This window comes from Paenibacillus flagellatus, from assembly GCF_003217775.1.
GTDB lineage: Bacteria > Bacillota > Bacilli > Paenibacillales > NBRC-103111 > Paenibacillus_AB > Paenibacillus_AB flagellatus.
The window spans coordinates 147,285-166,351 of record NZ_QJVJ01000012.1 but is presented as its reverse complement, the minus strand read 5'-3'; the positions used below and the strand labels follow the sequence as shown (position 1 = coordinate 166,351).

Below are 19,067 nucleotides of genomic sequence, written 5' to 3'. Positions count from 1 at the left end.
CGCATACACAATGTACTTTACCATTGCCGCTCCTTTCTGTATTTGTCCGGAATCGCTTCTTTTGTTGTCTTCATTCGTCTAGGCGCTCCGAACGATGACAAAGGGTTGTCAGCGTTTCGTGGTACACTGGTAACCGGAACGGAAAATCGGCACGCGAAGGAAAGGAATGGACACGAGGATGGCGGAGCTTTTAAAAGACGTGTATAACGAATCGTTTTTCGACAGGCTGATCGGGAAGCTGGCGGCGGCTTATCCGGATTTCCCCGGAGAGTCGTTTTTGGCGCTCGTCCATGCCGACGGCTGGGAATCGCTGGCGCTGAAAGCGCGAATGCGGCGAATCGCCGAATCGCTCGCCGCCACGCTTCCGCCGGATTACCGCGAGGCGCTTGCCATCGTGAAGCGGGCGGCGGCCGGAGCCCGCGGGTTCGAATATATGCTGTTCCCCGATTTCGTCGAGCTGCGAGGGCTGGACGATCCGGAGGCGTCGGTCCCGGCGCTGGCGGAGCTGACGTCGGGCTCGAGCGCCGAATTCGCCGTTCGGCCGTTCATTCGCCGGTACCCCTCCCTGATGATGCCGCAGCTGAAGCGATGGGCGGCCGATCCGGACGAGCACGTCCGCCGTCTCGCCAGCGAAGGCTGCCGTCCCCGGCTGCCGTGGTCGTTCGCGCTCGACGAGTTCAAGCGCGATCCGGCCCCCGTCCTCGAGGTGCTCGAGCTGCTGAAGGAGGACGAGTCCGAGTACGTGCGGCGAAGCGTGGCGAACAACTTGAACGATATCGCCAAAGATCATCCCGCCCTCGTCCTGGACGTCGCCCGGCGCTGGTACGGCCGCCATCCGCACACCGACTGGATCGTACGGCACGGCTGCCGCACGCTGCTGAAGCGGTGCGATCCGGAGGCGCTTCGCTTCTTCGGACTGGCGCCGGCCGAGCGGGTGGCCGTCGAGGGGCTGACGCTGTCCGCGGAGGAGGTGCCGATCGGCGGCGAGCTGACCGTCTCGTTCGCGGTCGTCCACGACGGCGACGAGCCCGTCAAGCTGCGCATCGAGTACGGCGTCGATTTCGTCAAGGCGAACGGGCGTCCGTCCCGCAAGCTGTTCAAGCTGTCGGAGAAGGAGTACGCTCCGGGCGCGACGGCGCTCCGATTTCGGCATAAGTTCGCGCAGCTGACGACGCGCAAGCATTACCCCGGCGAGCACCGCGTCGCCATCATCGTCAACGGCGCGGAGACGGCGTCCTTGCCGTTTCGTCTCCGAAGCTGACGAAACGGCGAAAAGCCGCCCCGCGGGCGGCTTTTCGTCAAAACGTGCCGGAGACGAGAGCGCCGCGAACCAGCACCGCTTGCCGTTTCGCCCTTCTCGCCACCGCCTCGGCGGAGCAGCTCGCTTGAACGAGCACGGCGCTGGCTTCGTCCCCGACGGACGGCCATGCCCGTTCCCCATGCCGGCTGAGCGGCGTTACGCCCCCCGTAATAAAACGCAGCGCTTGGGACAGCGACAGCTCGTCCGTATATCCATAAAGCTCGGCGAACCGCCCGGCTTTCTCCAAATTGTCCCCGATCCCGAACGGCGACCAATGGTCGGTCAAGCTGTCCGTCGCAAGCTCGACGTTCACTCCTTTTTCGTGCAGCATCGGCAGCGGCATGCTCGACCGGCCGATCGGCACCGTCGAAGCGATCCACATGCCCAGCTCGGCCAATCGTTCGGCCATCTCCTCGGCTTCCCCCGCGTCGGCGCCCGCAAACCAGAACGCATGGCTGACCGTTACTTTCCCCCGGAGCCCGGCCTCCTCGGTCCAATCCGCCAAAACGGCAAGCGTCCGCTTCCCGGCTTCGCCCCGGTCGTGCAGATGAATGTCGATGCCGGCTCCGGCTTCGACCGCGATGTCCACCATCGCCGCGAGCGACTTCTCGACGTTGCCGTCGACCGTATGCGGATCGACCCCGCCGACCAGCGAAGCGCCTTCGCGCATCGCTTGCCTGACCAGCTCCACCGAGCCGGAACGCAGCAAGCCGTGCTGGGGGAAAGCGACGATTTCGCCGGACACTCGGCCGGCGAACGTATCCAGCGCCTGCCTGGTCGCCTCCAGCCGTTTCAACCCGCTGACCGGCTCGACGTTGCAGTGCGTGCGCACGCGCGTGGAACCGAACCCGAGAAGCAGCGCGAGAATGGACTCCGCCCGCTCCCGGGCCGTCGGCAGCAGCTTCGGCAGCAGCTCCCGTTCCTCCTCGATTCGTTCGAATAGGGTCGCGGCGCGCTTGACGGCCTTCCACGGTCCGCCGTAGTACGTTTTGTCGAGATGAATGTGCGCCTCCTTGAACGACGGCAGCAGCAGTAATCGTTTCGCCCCGTACCGGGGAAGGTCGGCCGGAGGCTGACCATCGCCGGGGACGATGTCCGCGATGCGCCCGCGTTCGATTCGGAGATGGTACAGCCCCGTTTTCGTCCCGACGACCATCCCGTCCTCCTCTTCATACCCTTCCTCCAGAAGAACGTCGGTCAGCCAATAAGCGTCGTTCGATGTCATGGCGCTCGCCTCCTTTGCTTCGAAGCAGACTCGTAATCCGTGCTTCCCTATCCTATTATCGCTCCGATCGAGCCGCAACGGAATATTTCCGCCAGCTTTTTGGAATGGCCTTTTATTTACGATCGAGCTGGCGATCCTATCGTTTTCTCGCTTTGACTACAAAAGTGACGGGAAGCATCCTGGCTTTTTCGGCAAAATCGCTGCGGCCTTCCCGCGATTGCATCATTTCTTCATCGGATTGCTCGATCATTTCCTCGATGACAAATCCCGCCTTGGCCAACGCATTCACATAGGTCGATAGCTTACGGTCCGATAACGTTAGCTCCCCTTCTTGAAGAGTGACCGAATACCAGGATTCATCGAAATAGCTTTTTTTAAAAACAAGCTTATCACCCTCTGCAGCAACACATTTATGGATGGGGTGAGACCAACTGAAAATGAACACGCCGTTTTTTCTCAGGTAAGAAGCGATCCGGCAAAACGTACCCTCCAAGTCGGTAGTCCAGCCTATGGCATAGATGGAATAAACGAAGTCAAAATAGTCCATGGGCAGGCCGCATTCTTCTTCCATGGGAGAACGGATCAAGCGGGCCGTAAGACCGCACGCCTTCAAATGGCGCGCCGCCTTTTCGATTTGTTTTTCCGATAGATCGACGGCCCATAACTCAGCTGCTTGGCGTTCCCCCAAATATTGCAACGACCGACCGTTTCCGCAGCCTATCTCCAGCACCTTTTTCCCCGAGACGTCGCCAAAAAGCCGGCATTTTTCTTCCGAGACAAATGCTCCATAATGAGGAAGCACGATTGCTCCCAAGAAGTCGTTTCCGTTCGTATCCCAATAGAAGCCGTTTGTTTCATAAATTGAATTCTTGTCCATGTCGACCGATACGGCGCAGCCCACCTCGCCAGCGCCTATAATGTTCGGTTTCCCCTTCATGACCATATCGACGTCCTCTCCCCAATTGAATAGGAGTTCACACGCATATCCCGAATTGCGACCTCCCAATAACACCTATCTTACACGAACGCTCCGCGCTATTAACCCCTCAAACGTACCATTTTCCGATGCGCATAACCAACTAGAATCATTGGTCCGGCGCCCATTCCACCTCGCTGGGCCGTCTCGTCCCGCGCCATGATACCGGCTGGCGGATTCCATCGTCAAATAAGAGTATCCGGCCTTTTCCTCTTCCGGGCACCGATCGTTTTGATTTCCCGCTATAAAAAATGGAAAAGGACCGAACCTTTTTCGGACAGAGAAACAATAAGGGGTGTAAGCTGCTTACTCGGGAGGGCCCTCTGCATGCAAAGTAGTGAATCGATGTATCACCTGCTCGAACAAATGAAGGATGGTGATAAACAGGCGTTCCATGCGATATACGAGACCACTTACCGGGACATCTACCGGACAGTCGCCTTTCTGGTGGATCATCAGCAGGACCGGGAAGATGTCATGAACGAGATTTACATGCAAATGTGGACGTCGCTGGCCAACTACGATATGAACCGTCCTTTCCAGTTCTGGCTGCACGGCCTGGCCATCCGTCAAATCCAGAGATTTCGGGTCAAGAGCTGGCGGAGATTCCGGATTTTTGAGCGCATCCGCCTCTTCTCTCGGGAGGAGCATCACTGGGATCATCCCGCCGTAATGACGGAGGGGACGAACCGGGAGATCGCGCAAGCCATCCGAAGCTTGACCGACAAACAGCGAACGGTGATTATTTTCCGCTTTTTTCACGACTATACGCTGGAGGAAATTGCGGCCTTGCTCGATATTCCGTTGGGGACCGTCAAGTCCCGATATCATGCCGGCCTCCAGGCGCTTCGAAAACAATTGTGGAATCTCCCGTTGGAAAGGATGGAAAACAACAATGCCTATTGAACGCAGCATCCGTGAACATCTGCACAAAGAGGCGGAAACGATGGAATGCCCGCCGGCCGTTTCCGAGCGAATCGAACGATCCTACACTCAATATGTGCAGCAGATGCAACGAAAAAGGAGCGAGAACACGATGAAAAAACGGATTATGGGCGGTATCGTCGCCGCCGCGATTATGATTCCGACCGCCGCGTTTGCGGCCCCTTCCCTGATGGAATTGCTCGCCAGAACACCATGGACAGCCGAACAAGTCAAGGTCGATGAGGTTGGCAAAGCGACACTCGAGAAGCTGTACAGCGCCTTTCCCGAAACGAAGTCGTTTGAAATTATCGATGCAAGCAGCGTCCAAGGTGTCCAAACCAGCATCATCCTTCGGGAAAAAGGGGGAACCGGCAAAACGATTACCCTCCATGCAAACCGCACGACGGGTGCGATCGAGCACGTGGTCCAAGAGAACTGGGAGCCCGCGGAGAAGCCGCTGATCGCCTTAACCGGCCAGGAAATCAAGTCGAAGGCGGACGATCTCATCGACCGGTTGTACGGCGGCATCGAAGATTACGAGTTCGCCATGGAGCGAATGGAGAACCCGCAGCAACAAACGGTTATGTTGAATTACACCAAAAAAGGATCGAAGGCACCGTACTATCAAGCGTTCGTTCAAGGCAATACGATCAGTGTGACTCTGATCGGAGGCGAGACCGCCTCTTCCGGCATGCAAGTGGAAGGCTTCTTCACGGCGAAGGGCAAGCCCGATTATTTCGCCGATTCGTTCCTAAATGATGAAAACTTGTTTGCTTTGCTGAACATGAGCCCGATTGAACTGAAGGAAGAATTGGCTAAAGGCAAATCCGTTGCAGAGGTTGCGGCGGCGAAAAACGTCTCCAAGCGGCAGCTGATCGAAGTCATTGCCAAAACGCAGGTTGCTTTGCAAGTTCAAGGCGACAACCAGGGCGATTACGAACAGCTGCTGAAGGCGATCGAACCGAAAGTCGTACAAGTCATTGAATACAAAACGGAGCCGACGCCGAACAACTAACATCGGTTGAAAAGCGGAAGCCAATGTGATAGAGACAAACTCCCCGTGCCGTGGCGGCTTGTGATTGCCATGCGGACCGGGGAGTTGTGTTCTGTTCGATTATCGGTCAGAAAGCGACGGGCAGACTGACGAGCGAGCGCAGCCCGCTGAAATGATAGGTCAGCCGGTCCGGCTCGACATCCAACCGAAGCCCGGGCAGCCGCCGCAGCAGCGTGCCGAATGCGATCTGCCCCTCCAGCCTGGCGAGCGGAGCTCCCAAGCATAGATGAATGCCGTGGCCGAAGGCCAGGTGCTCCCGCTCCTCGCGGGTGATGTCCAACACCTCGGGATGGGGAACGTGCCGCGGATCGAGGTTCGCTCCGCCGAGTTGCGATCCACGCGCCCCCCATCCCGAAGAAATCGTCCAGGCGGTACAGCGGCTCCTGCCGCTCGGCGAGCCGCTTGCAGAACCCGATGAAATCCCGCATCGTATCCGGCGAGACCAGATCGCTGCTCGTTATCTTCTGCATGGTCGTGCCCCTTTCCGCCCCTGTGCGGGGCCCTTCTATCGCCTACTTCGCCGCAATGCCGTTTCGCAGCATGTCGAAGTAACGCTTCATTTCGGCAAGCAGGCTTTCGGCATAATCATCGCTTACGGCGCTCATGTCAGCGACCTCGGTCGCGAATTTCGTCTCGAAGCGCTTCGAGACGATCATGATCAGCTCGAACGCGGACTTGCGGTCCACCCCGTCCCGGAGCGGCTCCTTCTCGAATAGCTTCTCCAGCACTTCATTGCGCTCGGTGCTGACTTGGCCGTACTTCTCCTCGATGTCTTGCTTCAACTCGTCCGGCGTCGAATAGAACGCCTCGTACACCAGCCGGGATTCGTACGGATGCTTCCGAAAGTACTCGAGCTTGTCGTGGACCAGCTGCCCGATCGCTTCGAAGAAGTCCGCATGCTCCGACACGAAGTCGAACCGCACCTCGAACCGCACCTTCGCGAAGCAGCGCTCCAGCAAGCGGAAGTACAGCTTCTTCTTGCTGCCGAAATGATGAAACAACAACGCCTTGGAAATTCCGGCGGCCTCCGCCAGCATCTCCGTCGATGTGTTCTTGTAGCCGTGTCGCGCGAACTCGGCTAGACAAGCTTCCAGGATATCCTCTCTCTCGTAGAGCTGCAGAGGCAAACCCGTCACTCCCTTTCCGTTTTTACTGACCAATTGGTTAGCAATATCATACCCAATGCTGACCACTCGGTCAATATGATTGTAAAAAAAATTATGCAGCTTGACGATTTGCAGCCGGGGCGGATTCGATAACGCCTTGAACATTTTGACCAAATGTTCGTCATCCATCGTATGCGCCTCCCGCCCTCGGATAATAGTTCAACCATGTTTTAATTGATAAGCTCCATTATCGTTCCCTAAACAAATATTCCCTCTGGTCCTTTTTGATATATAATTCCCAATACACATTGGCTATCCGATCCGGATCGTAATACGTCCCCTTTTTGACATGATCAGCGATTAGAACCTGACCTACATAAATTCCGTATGGAGACAATGTCTCGGCCAGTGAAAGCGCAAGCGAGCGGATTCCGGCTTTGCCAATGGATAAAGAGGCATAATGCGGATTCGGAGTCAGCGCAATACCGCCCCCTGTGAAAAAAAGCGTCCCCTGCTTACGTTCAACCATATCCGGAATTACTTGTTGAGCGCTGGTCAACGCACCGACAGTGTTCACCTTAAAATCTTCAATAAGCTGCTGTTCGCTTAACGAAAGAGGATCTCCCGGTACGATGTGCGCCGCATTATATACCATAACATCCGTAACTCCATATTCGTTTCTTATCTGTTTAAAGGCTGTTTTTAAAGAATCCGGATCTGATGCATCTGCAGAAATTCCGTGCGCTTCAATATGTACCTGCTGAAGATCTTCCAAGCTGCGTTCCAGTGACGGTTTGGTTCTTGAAATAAGAACCGCACGGAAGCCATTGCTTCCGAATTTCTTAGCTATGCCGGCGCTTACCCCCGGTCCGGAACCGACGATGACTAACAAAGGTTTATGGCTCATCCTTAATCGCGCCTTTCTTATAAAAATTTTGGTATTTCTATATTTCTAATAATATAGAAATAAAGGGGAATCGTCAACAACTACGCCTCGGTTATGCGGCGTAGTTGTTTATTGCTCTATCCTGCACGATAGCTTGATCGTAAAGCGAAATCTTTCAAGGCGTATTCCCTTCAACGCCGTTCGAAACGGGGGTGGTCCCGGCGGGAAAGAGGTGATAAACTATTCGAAGCGACCCATTATTTGCCATAACGGAGGATCAAACCATGAGTCTGACCCAGCCCGACCCGCTTCACCCCCGACCTGAAGAAAAGACGGAGCCCTCCGATCGCCCTATCGGCGTTACGATGTTGGCGGTTTTTTATGCGCTTAGCGGTGTCAGCACGATCGTCATCCAAGGCGTTTGGTTGAAACGGTTTGCCGAATTGTCCGAGCTGCTCGGCTTCCCCGCCTTCCTGCTCAACGCCACGCTGCTCGTGATGGGGATGGTCGCATTGGCGGCCGCCGTCGGGATGTGGCTCGGGAAAAGGTGGGGCTGGTGGCTCTCCCTCTTCTACATCGGTTACGGCATCGTGCGCAATGGGAACGCGCTGTTGTCCATACCGGGTATTGAGGAAGCGTATGGCGTATCCGCCGACGGCGCGACGTTGAAATACGCGATTCGCGCCGCGGGGTACGCGCTCGTGCTTCTCTACTTTTACGGCGACGCCGTGACAGGCTATTTTTTCGGAATCGCCCGCGTCCCTAAGCTGAAATCCGCCGTCATCGTCTTCGGTTCGCTCATCGCGCTGTTCGCCGTCATGACGTTAACGTTCGCCTGACAGCACGCCCCGGATGTCGCCGATTCGCTCGATGACGTAATCCGGCTCGTACCCCCGGTCCAACGTCACCCGTTTCCGGTTGTAGAAGCAAAAATCGATGCCCGCATTGCGCGCGCCGGCGTAATCGTCCTGCAGCGAATCGCCCACGAACAGCACCTCCGACCGGTCCAGGCCGAGCTCGCGCAGGGCGACCTCGAAAATCGTCCGGTCCGGCTTCCACAAGCCGACCTCGTCGGAGACGACGAACGCGTCGAACAGATGGTCGATGCCGCCGCTCGCCGTCCGCCGGCGCTGCGCCTCGCCGATTCCGTTCGAGACGACGGCCAGCTTGCGGCTGCCGTGCAGGTCGGCCAGCAGCTCCGGCGCCCCCTCCTCGAAATGGCAAATGGCGCAAAAGTGCTCCCAATACGTCCGGGCCAGCGCCTCCGCTTCCCCCTTGTCCCGCTCCAGCTTCTCGAGCGTATCGCGAAACGAATATTCCAGCACTTGATGAATCGTCAGCTTGCGGACGACGCGCTCGCTCCAATACGTCCAATTGATCGGGTCGAACGTCGCCCGGAACGCCTCCCACGTGAACCGTTCCCACTGCTCAAACCCGTGACGCCCGCCGGTCATGAGCAGCGAGTCCGACTCGCAGCGGTCGTAGTCCAGCAGCGTATTGTCCAGATCGAAGATGATCGCTTTATACAAAGTCTTACTCCTCCCCCGTCATCGCGCCGGAATGCTCCCTGCGCATTTCCAGCTATTATACAGGAGCGGGGGGCGGCTGTCATGCCGGAAATCATCGCTTCGCGCACGTTCAACGCTTAGGCGCGCTCTTCGCCGGCGGAGGGAGCGGCCGTACCGAGCCGCTTCTCGAACGCGACCCGGTACGGCTCGAAGCCGTACTTGCGGTGCAGCGACTGCGAGGCCGTATTGTCCATGCCCGTCTCCGAGCGGAGCAGGTTCGCCCCCAGCCCGGTTGCCGTCCGTTCGATCCGCTCGAGCAGCCGCATGCCGAGCCCCTGCCGCCGGCATTCGGGCGCCACCCAGAAATCGGCGATCTCCGCGATCGTGAGCCCGTAGTCCGGCACGTCCGCGAAGACGACCCATATGTAACCGATCGGCCGGCCCTCTTCATCCTCCGCCCATTCGGCGATCGTACGCGGGTCGTTCAACGTCTCGGCAAAATGGGCCAAAAATTGCTCCGTCTGCGACGTCGACAGCCATTTCTCGCGATACTCCGCATAAGGCAGCTCCCGCGCCCACGACGTGTCGCAGGCGTAGTTGACCTCGCAGTGGAGCTCCAGCAGCCGCCGCCGATCGTGCTGCGGGTCGATTCGTCGGTAATGCATACGATCCCCCCTTGTCCCCGGTATAATGGATTTTCGGAGTGAAAAGACGTATTCCTTCTTTAGAAGCTCGATACGTTGAACCGGTTGCCGTCCGGATCGTAGAAATGGAATGCAGCCAAGCCCTTCGGAGAAAAACCGCCGATGTCGGATACGTCCACGCCGGCTTCCCGCAATCCCCGGTGATACGCCATAAACGACTCGCGGCCGTGGATAAAGCAATACGGCCGGACGGCGCCGTCCGTTTTCTCCGCAAAGGCACTCTCGGGCAAACGTTCCAGCACCCACAGCGACCGTTCTCCGGGACGGTGGTTCACGCCCAGGCTCATCGTCACGTACCCTTCGTTTATGCAGCTTTGTTCGATTACCATGCCGGTATGGCGGCGGTACCAGTGGATCGATCGCTCCAAATCCGTCACGCCGACTCGCGTCCACGACGGCGTGAACGTGTCGCCGGTCAAGGAGACGTCCTCCTGCGCGGTCAGCCTGACGCCCTCGAGCGTCGCCCAAAAGTCGAAGTAGCGGTGCCCGCCCGGACCGGCGTAGATCGGCGACACGCGGACGCCCGACTGGACGAGCCGTTCGCGCGTCCGCTCGAAGTCGCCGATACGCCAGCACCAGCGCACGTTCGGATCGACCGTGCCCCGCTCGGCATAATGGTGGGGCAGACGGGTCGCGGTCAGCGCCGAGACGAGCCAAGTTCCGTGCCCCATATGCGTCATTCGTCCTTCCGACGCTCTCGGGTCCGGCTTCCATTGTTCCTTTTGGCGGACCTGCCATCCCATGTGATCGACGAACCAGTCGATCGCCCGTTCATGATGGTCGAACAGCAGGTCGATGGCCCCCCCGTCGTAGAAGAGTGGCGGGACGTGCAGCGTCGAATCGGCGACTCGCTTTCCGGGAGCGCCCTCCCGGGTCCGTTCGGCGGCCGGCGCTTCGTCCCGGTGGATCACGATCCGGTTCCCGTCCGGGTCCCGCACGACGAAGGAAATCCCGCCCTCGGCCATTTCCTCCGGAGTCGTCGCCAGATCGGCCCCGAGCTCGCGCAGCCGCGCATAGGCGCCCTCCAAATCGGCGACCTTCCAATAAAACATGGCGTTCGGGTTGCCGTTAGGCGCCGCCCCGATGTTATCCAGCAGCACGGTAACGCCCCCGACGTTCAAGCTGTAGATCGTCGGCTCCTCGAGCCGGGCGGCCGGATCCAGCGGCAAACCGAGCACGGCGCAGTACCACTCGGCCGCCCTTCTCATATCGCGGACGGGCACGAATACGGCACCGAATCGCATACCCGCTCCGGCTTGCCCTTGCGCCCGTTCCCGTCCCGGCTTCGCCCGTACGGGAAAATAGACGTCGATCTCCGAGGACGGGTCGAACGGACCGCGGAACCCGGCGCCATAATGTTGGAAGGCGTACGGAGCCGCCGGCTCGTAGCCCGAATCCGGCAGCCACGACCGGTAAAAATAGTCGAACGCGCCGGGCAGCGAATCGACAGTACCCCGATGCCGGAATACGACGTACAGGAGCGCCGGGAAATCCAGCTCGGCCATGCCTGCCGGCACCGGCTCTCCGGCGCTTGCCTCCACCCCTGCGATCCAGCCGTAACGACCGCTTTCCTCCGGAAATTCGGACAGGTCGAGCACGCCGTAAAACTCCGGCTCGTTCAAGCGTCCGGCCACTTCGCTCGCCCGGCCGGCCAAAAACGAGTTCATGAGCCTGAAGACGGCACCCGTGGCGGCATCCTCCTCTCGCGTCGTGCGGATCCGCTCGCCGACGATACGTAACGGAGGCTTCGTCTCGAGCCGGATCTCGTAGCGGCTTCCTCCGGCATCGGCATTCGTCGTCGAAATCGATAGCGGCGCTTTCTCGTACATCGATCATCTCTCCTTTTTCGCATAGGATTGCCATGAGCATACCCGAACCGTCACGAGCTCGTTTCGCGAATCTTGCTATGTTCGTCCGGCGCGCACCGGACGGAAGGCGCGAACGCCTTGCCGGTTCGGGCCGTCCGTCTCCATCCCCCGATAAGACTGTCCTTGACATGCGTCGAGCGACGTTATCTTATAGAACGAGTTTTACGGCTTAAACGATACGGCGGAACGGCGAATTTTCCGTTCTCGGTTAAAACAGGAACGAGAGCCGGTAACGAAACGTTTGTTCCGTCGCCGACTCTCGTCGTCCAACAACCACGATTTCGAACATTCGGGAAAAAGAAAGAGCTGCCTGAAAGTAGTCCTTGAACGGCAGCTCCCCCCCGAAAGATTTTCCCGTCTGCAACTCCAAGCTTGTTACGAGGACGGTACAACCTGAACTTCGGCAATATTCAAAGCGCCCGGGCCGACCAACTGAATTCTAACGTAACGGCCGGTGCCGCCCACCGATACCGTGCTCGGGTTTCCCGCTCTCCCCGGTTGATAAAAGGATGAAACTCCGGGCTGTTCAAGCGCTTCGGCCAGCAGCGGACTTTCGATAGGCGCATCGGATACGAGAACATAATAGTTGCTAACCCGATCCGAACAGCAATCGGTTCGGTTCCATAGGAGTATCTTCTCGATCGGTTGGCTGCCGCCCAGATCGACCTGCCACCACGGCTGGGCCTCATCTTTCGTATGGGTGACCGAGCCCGCGGCCCAGGCGCCGTTCGTTATGCCGTCCACCGCACGTCCGGCTTCTCCTTCATAGTCGGTGCTGGACTGAGTCGCCGGCTTGCCGAGCGCAAGATTGCCCGATGGCGCAGTTTCCCCGGAAACCGTGCCGTATGGATTATCGCTAGCCGCTAATAAGGAAGACGTCATAAATAAAACCGTCAAAGCCATGGCACCGAGAATAGCTGCCTTTTTTATCCTTTCTTTCATTCCGACTCCCTCCCTCTACTCGTTCGGAATTACCTGGACTTCGGCAAGATTTAAAGCATTACGGCCGGTCAATTGAATTTTGACGTAGCGGCCGGTCTTGCCGACGGATACTTTTGTCGGACTCCCGGCGGTTTCGGTCTGAAGCGAAGACCAAACTCCCGGCTGTGCGAGCGTACCCGCGAGCGAATGGCTCGCAAACGGCAAGTCGGAAACGAACACGTAGTAGTTGGTCAGTCGGCTTTTGCAGCAGCTATCCGTCCGATTCCATATGGCGATCTCGCCGATTGCCTTCGATTCGCCAAGATCGACCTGCCACCACGGCTGCGATTCTACATTCGTGTGCGTAACGGAATTTCCGGACCACGCCCCGCTTGTGATACCGTCGACAGCGCGAGATGCTATTCCTTCATAAGCCGTACTGGATTGATCCGCCGGTTTGCCGAGGGCCAGATTCGGGCGTTCGGGCTCGGTCGGGAATTCGGTCAGCTTCCAAATCGGATGTTGCGGCGCCGGCAAGTTCAATGCTTCTACCCCGACTCTCGCTTCCGGCGAATATTTCAATGCCCATTTATCAAAAAACTCCAACAGGTTTTCCCCCGCCAGCTTCGATGCCGTCAAGACGAACGTATCGATCTTTTGCTGGTCGCTGCCCGGCAGCTGCCCCGCCGGCATGTCTCGGTAGTACGTAAACAGCTTCGTGTAGAGGTCCCAGCCGTAAGCCATCTGCAGCTGCTTCCAGAAGACCATATTTCCCGGAACCGAATGGCTGTACGATTTATTCGCGGCCGTACTGTTCAGCCATTCGAACGCTTTGTCGTAATCGCTTTTTTGCAAGCTTTTGCCCGTATAGCGCTCCAGCATGTACATCCCGAAAAGGTTGCATGTCGCTTCCCCGATTCCGTTCCATGTCCAAGGCGACTGCTGATAATTGTGGCCCAGCTCATGCCATAATCCCCATACCGTCGTGAAAATTTCGTTGGCATCAAGCATGCGCTGGACATAGCTGTCGTTATGCATCATGATCGGCGTGCCGGCGTGCATGTACCCCGCGCTGATTTGTTTATCCACTACATAGCGGTAGCGGAGCTCATGGCCCGTATGCGGAACAGGCTTGTCGGGTCCGAGTCCGATCAATTCGTCATAGTGCTCCACGATCGTATCCCACCTGCGCATCAGCTGTTCCGGGTTATCCAGATTGCGGATGGCGGATGACGGCACGGTCAGCACGATACGGTTCGACTGCAGCTCGGCGAACGGGGCCGGCGCGTGCCGAATCGCTTCCCATTGCTCGGGCGTCGTTTTGCCAAGATCGTAAAAGGGCGCCTCGACAGCACCGCTGATCGTTACGGTAACTTTCGTATTCTCCTTGATCTTCGTCGGAATCAGATAGATCAGTCCGCCGTACGGGCTGCCGATGCGATTCAAGCCAGGCACGAGCTTTTGTTTGTGTGCGATAATCGGTGCGCGTTCCCATGTCGTCTTGCTCATCAGGTTGTCGGTATGGGCACCGACCTGCACCTCCAAATCGGTTGTCCCCTCCGGCACTTCCAGTGTAACAACGCCTCCCGCGGGAGCGTACAATCCCGTACTCGTCCATTGAACCGGAACGTGGGCGCGTAAATAATCGGGTTTGAAGTAATCGAAGTTTACTTCGATATCCCTATCGTTTACGGTCGGCGCATCGTTCGCAACCGCTCCCGGCCACACGGCGTGATAAGGGGAGACGGTGCCGTTCGGTTCAAGAGAAGCCGTACTGAAAACGTAGTTCAATAAGATCGAACGATAAAGCAATGCCGATTTGTTGATGGGCAGCGGGGTCGTTTGTTGCACCGCCGCCATCTCGTTTCTCATCGTCTCGTAGAGAGGAGCCGCAGAAGTAATCGAAGATATCGTTTCACCGACGATTTGCGTCAATTGGGCAAGCTTTGCACCGGCGTCCGCCCCGGGGGCCCCGATCTCCAATTGATCGGCGGTAATCGTGCCGTTCTCCAGCGCCTTGGCTTGATCGATCATGCGCAAGGAGTGGTAATGATTGGCTTTATCGAAGGGCGTTGCCGGAACGATACTGTCTTCACTGGCGGCGATTCCGGTAGATAGAGCAATACCTGCGCGATTCAGAAACTTTTGCAGCGCAAAATCGTTGTTCAGCTTCGTCGGTTTTCCGTAATCCAGCGTCCAGCCTTGAAGCGCCACGACTACGGCCCCGCCTTCTCGCACATATTGATCAAGCGCTTCCATTTCATCGTCCGTCATTCTCCAGTCGACATGAGCAACCGCAATCTTTTGCGGCTTCAGCGCGGTATCGGTCCAGCTGCCGAGCTTGACAACCTCGATCGGTAACGACGGATCGACCGTGTAATAGGACTTTGTCGTCGCCAACCGGATCTTCTTCCCGCTTCCCGCCAATGCGTCCTCATAACGATTCGTCTTGTCGTTGCCCAAGCCGTTGTTCGTATGGGATTCGTCGGTCAGCCATAGCAACATGTTGCGAGCCAATGTGCTTCTGCCATCGGAGTACGTTTTGCCCAGATTAAAATAGTTCTCGTTGCCGGCAACCACGATGCGCCCTTGGCCATACCGGCTGGCCGCGATCATCGGGGACCGTTTCGGATGGGCGGCGATCGGGAAAGCGGACTCCCCGATTGCGAGAACGCCGCCGGTGTACAAGCTTTTGAATGTCGGAATGCCCGATAAATCGCGGTATAGAATGTCAAAGTCTTGTTGAAGCACGTCCGGGGGCGTCAATGTCGGTCCGTAGGTTGCCTGAGTGACGCTTCCGTATGCGGAAGCGGTCACGGTGTCGGATTGCAAGGAGCCGGATCGATCGCCGGCGGCAAATGCGGGCAGACTGAACAAGGAAGCGGTCAAAGCGGAAATGCATACCATAGTCGTGAACTTGGCGTACCATTGCTTCATTTCAAACCTCTCCTTCATTCCTATTCCCTAGATGCCGCATCCTGTTGAAATGCTTGAATACCTTCACATCCCCCCCTTCAACGAAGCGCTTGCCCCGGGATAGCTTTACTTCCCTTGCTTTTTCGCTTCGATCTCCTTCGCTGCGGCTTCCGCGGCTTCCCTTAACGCGCTGTTGACATCGCTTTCGCCGTTTACGATTTTCGAAAAAGCCGTATAGGCCTTGGAAATCGCGATGCCGCTCAACTGGTCTTTCGGCGTGATCGCCGCCGCTTTATCCGGTGAATACGGTTTTGTGCTCTTGCCTTGAAAGCTCGGTTGATCCTGGGCGAAAGCCGCCCGGATATCCGGACTTTTCAAGCTCGTGACGGTTCCTTGTCTGGACATTTTCATTTGGTACTCGTCCGAGAGCAGGTAGGCGATGATCTCGAACGCCTGATCTTTATGTGTGCTTGTCGCGGCAACGCTCATATAGCTCGGCGCAAATTGGGGGGCTGCGCCCATTGCCTCTTTGAAGAACGGCATCGATACGCTGCCCCATTCGAACTCTCCGGGATAAGCGACCAGATCCGTGCCGTAATAAGCGTACATGGCGGCTCTTTGTTCCTTTTTGAACAAAGCGGAATGTTTGCTCAGCAAATCTTTCGCATGTTCCTTATCGGCAAGTTGAAAAAACCTCGCAAAATTGTTGACGACCGATTTGAACTTGTCGTCCTCGATCAATACCCGGTTCGTCTTCGGATCGTAGGCCGCGGCCGATAGCTGATTGTTGTTCAGCATATGGGATATCGAAGTCACGAGACCGAAATATTGGACGCCGCCCTCTTGCCGGGTCATAGTTTTGGCCAGCTCGTACACTTCATCCCACGTCATGCCTTCTTTCGGATACGAGACACCGAATTTGTCGAAAAGGCTCTTGTTGTATAACAGGGTGAAGATGCCCGTACCGGTCGGGAGCCCGTATATCCCGCCGTTGGAAAAGTCTCGAATGAAGTCGACCAGCGACGGCTCCAACCGGTTGATATCGAAACCGTGCGTTTTGATCAGAGACGACATATCGAACTGAAGGCCGAATTGCGTCAGCTCCGAGATGGTGGACGTGCTTGTTCCGATAATATCGATCGGTTGCCCTGCCGCGATCAAATCGGCGGTTTGCGTTCCTTTGGCATACGGAATAAACTTCACTTTGACATGAGGGAATTTGGCCTGTATGTCGTTGCCGGTTTCTTTCATAAATTGCTCTTCCGTTCGGCCGGTTTGCGGCGTTATGAATACGATTTCGACCGGATCTTTGCCGGCCGGAGGGGTTGTGCCGGGTCCGGACTCTTTTGTGCCGTCCGCTGCTCCGCCGGCTCCGCCGCAGGCCGATAAAAGCGCGGTCGACAGCCCGACCGCAAGCAAAAGCGAAGCAAGCCTTCCTTTTTTCAACGTCTTCATATGCATTCTCCTTTGCTCTTTACTCGATTCCGTGCCAGGAAAACGGTTCCGCGCCCCACGCCTTTTCCTGAACGCTGTACCGACGGAACCGTTCCGGTCCGTTCGACCATTCGTGTTGCCGATCCACAAACCAGTTCGAATAGTAGGGACGAAGGAATATGTCGTGCAAATGTACGAACATCGGCAAGGGTCGGTCGGATTGCGCCAAGTGCCGGAAAAACGCGGCTAACTCCGTCATGTTCCGCTTCGTCGCTTCCAAACGGAGCAAGGTCGCGGTCTCCAACCCGAAGTGCCGATGCGCTTCCCGCAAATACGACTCGACGACGGGAAAATCATCGAGATGGGAAAGCAGCGAAGAAGCGGCGAGGTCCATCAAATCGGAAAATTACCGGCGATTCTCGTATTGAATCCGGGCCGCCGCATCGTAATAGCCGTATACGGCTTCGGTCATTTTAAACCGGCGCAGCAAATGCTCGTGCATGAGCAGCGGCGCGGACTGAAGGGAAATATAGGGATCGCGGCAACCGCTAATCGCTTCCTCTACACGGTTCCAAAGAGACCGGGCGAAGCGAACTCCTTCTTCGTAATTCGCCAAATTGTGATTAGTTAATATGGGGCTGTAGCACTTCCACATCATGAGCACGTTGTCCGTGTGATACAAGCATTTGCGGATATCTACGCCGTTCAGGGGAGTAAGCGGTTTCAAAACAGGCCCTTCCCGATCGCCGAGAGCATGCCAATATTCGACTAACGCATTCGTGGCGAACCCGTACCGCTGCAAGCTGTATGCCCGTTCGAAGTCTTCGGCGAACGAAATAGGTTTACGGTCGTTTTCCGTCCCCGACCAAAGCAAGCATCCGCTGACGGAAGTCAATACGTTTACTTGCTCCTCATGCAGCCCGTACATGTTGCACCAGGCGGTCGTTACCCCTCCGAGAGCGCCGTAAGTTATCGCATCCCGGTATAAAGCCGTCAATTTCCGGTGTTGGTCGCAATCGACCGAGCTGGAATACACCAAATTGGTCGAACCGCAAGCGATCGTCTCGAATCCCGCGTCTCGAAACATCCGCAACGTATGCGGAGAACCGCCCCGGTAATGCCAGTCGTATATGATCGTTCCCTCGGCGAGTGCATCGATCGCGTACTGCCGTTCTTCGTCGGATGATGGGCCGTAATGTTTGATCAGCATGTCTCCCCAAAGACCGGCTTTTCTCCCTCTTTGATTCAACGTCTTTTTGATGCGGGAGAAGTAATCGGCGTAATGCCCAAGCTTCCCCTTCTCCTCAACATTTGCCCGACAGGCCGGGCATTCGCCCAAGTTGGACACTTCGTCTCCGCCTATGCAAATGATTTCGGAGCTGAAGCAATCCATCGTATCCGTCAACATCGCATCGACAAGCGCACGAACTTCGGGCGAGCTGGCACATAACGTATACGTGCTTGCCGTGCGGAAATCTTTATCCGGTCCGCATTCGATCAAATGATGATACTTCTGCAAGGCTAAAATGTCGCCGCAATGGCCGAGGACGTTCAAGGAAGGAATGAGCCGGATGTTGTACGATTTGCACAACGCATCGAGCTCCCGCGCATCCTCGGCGGTCATCGCCCCGGGGCCTCCCAAATGGGGAACGGATGGAAAATCGAAATACGATTCCAAATACAAATAAAGCGCGTTCATTTTCCAGCCGGCCAAGATCGGGACAAGGTGCTTGAAATAAGCGGAGCGGTACTCCGTCAATCCTTGAGCCAACGGAATCTGCACGCCGCGATGCCGAAGCGCCGGCGCGTCTCCGATTCGCAGCAACGGCAGACGTTTCCCGAACTGGCGTATGAGTTGCTTTAACGTCATCGCCCCGTAAAAATGTCCGGCCGGATCACAGGCCCATATGTCGATGCCTTCGGCTGCAATGACAAGCGCATATCCTTCGGCCGCTTGTACGAAATCGTTCAAGCCTAGAGGCGGCGCATCGTCGCTCGAACGGAACCGAATGCAGCCGCCATCCGGCGTCCATACGGCCTGCAACTCTTTTGAAGCCGTCGCATATAAGGGCGAGCCGGTCTTCGCTTGAATGGAAAGATCGTCCGGCAATTCATAGTGTCCCCCGCCCGTTTCCACTTGTTGAGGAACGGGAATCAATTGAAGGTTGTCCGCCATCGTCGAAAGTTCCCCCTTCGATCGTTGTTTGCATTACGATTCGTGTGGGCCGCATCAGCTTATAAGCAT

The 19,067-nt window shown here is 56.9% G+C and carries 15 protein-coding genes and 1 pseudogene; 4 read left to right on the top strand and 12 right to left on the bottom strand.

The genetic code is table 11. The features are described from left to right. Positions 1-178: 178 nt before the first annotated feature. A complete protein-coding gene (locus DLM86_RS24500; RefSeq protein ID WP_110842698.1) occupies positions 179-1,261 on the top strand; it encodes a DNA alkylation repair protein in 1,083 nt (360 codons plus the stop codon). A 37-nt stretch (positions 1,262-1,298) separates the two neighbouring features. Here the strand turns inward: DLM86_RS24500 and DLM86_RS24495 are convergent, their stop codons facing one another. Next, positions 1,299-2,525 carry an amidohydrolase gene (locus DLM86_RS24495; protein WP_110842697.1) on the bottom strand — a complete coding sequence of 409 codons (1,227 nt, stop codon included), beginning with the start codon at positions 2,523-2,525 and terminating at the stop codon, positions 1,299-1,301. Positions 2,526-2,661: 136 nt separating this feature from the next. Continuing rightward, on the bottom strand, positions 2,662-3,462 hold the full coding sequence (locus DLM86_RS24490) for a class I SAM-dependent methyltransferase (protein WP_245954896.1): 801 nt from the start codon (positions 3,460-3,462) through the stop codon (positions 2,662-2,664). Positions 3,463-3,828: 366 nt separating this feature from the next. On the opposite strand from DLM86_RS24490, the gene DLM86_RS24485 reads away from it, so the two are divergent. Then, positions 3,829-4,407: a sigma-70 family RNA polymerase sigma factor gene (locus tag DLM86_RS24485; RefSeq protein WP_110842695.1), complete on the top strand. Its 579-nt coding sequence runs from the start codon at positions 3,829-3,831 to the stop codon at positions 4,405-4,407. Beyond that, positions 4,397-5,440, top strand: a complete 1,044-nt coding sequence (locus DLM86_RS24480; RefSeq protein ID WP_211326583.1) for a hypothetical protein — start codon at positions 4,397-4,399, stop codon at positions 5,438-5,440. Before DLM86_RS24485 ends, DLM86_RS24480 begins: the two co-directional genes overlap by 11 nt. A 106-nt stretch (positions 5,441-5,546) precedes the next feature. Here the strand turns inward: DLM86_RS24480 and DLM86_RS32840 are convergent. The 3 genes and pseudogenes from DLM86_RS32840 to DLM86_RS24465 form a co-directional block, all read right to left on the bottom strand. Beyond that, a pseudogene (locus DLM86_RS32840) lies at positions 5,547-5,807 on the bottom strand (cytochrome P450); the annotation flags it as partial. Positions 5,808-5,991: 184 nt separating this feature from the next. Beyond that, positions 5,992-6,774 carry a TetR/AcrR family transcriptional regulator gene (locus DLM86_RS24470; RefSeq protein ID WP_245954878.1) on the bottom strand — a complete coding sequence of 261 codons (783 nt, stop codon included), beginning with the start codon at positions 6,772-6,774 and terminating at the stop codon, positions 5,992-5,994. 58 nt (positions 6,775-6,832) lie between these two features. Continuing rightward, positions 6,833-7,492 carry an SDR family NAD(P)-dependent oxidoreductase gene (locus DLM86_RS24465; RefSeq protein ID WP_110842692.1) on the bottom strand — a complete coding sequence of 220 codons (660 nt, stop codon included), beginning with the start codon at positions 7,490-7,492 and terminating at the stop codon, positions 6,833-6,835. A gap of 263 nt (positions 7,493-7,755) precedes the next feature. Here DLM86_RS24465 and DLM86_RS24460 point away from each other — a divergent pair, with 263 nt between their 5' ends. After that, complete coding sequence (locus DLM86_RS24460; protein ID WP_146250286.1) at positions 7,756-8,310, top strand: hypothetical protein; 555 nt, start codon at positions 7,756-7,758, stop codon at positions 8,308-8,310. On the opposite strand, the gene DLM86_RS24455 is transcribed toward DLM86_RS24460, so the two are convergent. From DLM86_RS24455 to DLM86_RS24420, 7 genes are all read right to left on the bottom strand, one after another. Next, entirely contained in the window at positions 8,296-9,000 is a 705-nt protein-coding gene (locus DLM86_RS24455) for an HAD family hydrolase (protein ID WP_110842690.1), read from the bottom strand. The two genes, DLM86_RS24460 and DLM86_RS24455, sit on opposite strands and share 15 nt — an antisense overlap. Positions 9,001-9,116: 116 nt before the next feature. Beyond that, positions 9,117-9,644, bottom strand: coding sequence for a GNAT family N-acetyltransferase (locus DLM86_RS32200; RefSeq protein WP_158289647.1), 528 nt, complete (start codon positions 9,642-9,644; stop codon positions 9,117-9,119). A gap of 59 nt (positions 9,645-9,703) precedes the next feature. After that, positions 9,704-11,512, bottom strand: a complete 1,809-nt coding sequence (locus tag DLM86_RS24445) for a VOC family protein (RefSeq protein WP_110842689.1) — start codon at positions 11,510-11,512, stop codon at positions 9,704-9,706. A gap of 414 nt (positions 11,513-11,926) precedes the next feature. Continuing rightward, positions 11,927-12,493 carry a discoidin domain-containing protein gene (locus DLM86_RS24440; RefSeq protein WP_110842688.1) on the bottom strand — a complete coding sequence of 189 codons (567 nt, stop codon included), beginning with the start codon at positions 12,491-12,493 and terminating at the stop codon, positions 11,927-11,929. Positions 12,494-12,508: 15 nt separating this feature from the next. Further along, positions 12,509-15,409, bottom strand: coding sequence for a M60 family metallopeptidase (locus tag DLM86_RS24435; protein ID WP_158289646.1), 2,901 nt, complete (start codon positions 15,407-15,409; stop codon positions 12,509-12,511). A 105-nt stretch (positions 15,410-15,514) separates the two neighbouring features. Then, a complete protein-coding gene (locus DLM86_RS24430) occupies positions 15,515-16,843 on the bottom strand; it encodes an ABC transporter substrate-binding protein (protein ID WP_158289645.1) in 1,329 nt (442 codons plus the stop codon). Between the two features lie 385 nt (positions 16,844-17,228). Then, a complete protein-coding gene (locus DLM86_RS24420; RefSeq protein ID WP_110842684.1) occupies positions 17,229-18,998 on the bottom strand; it encodes a family 20 glycosylhydrolase in 1,770 nt (589 codons plus the stop codon). Positions 18,999-19,067 lie beyond the last annotated feature (69 nt).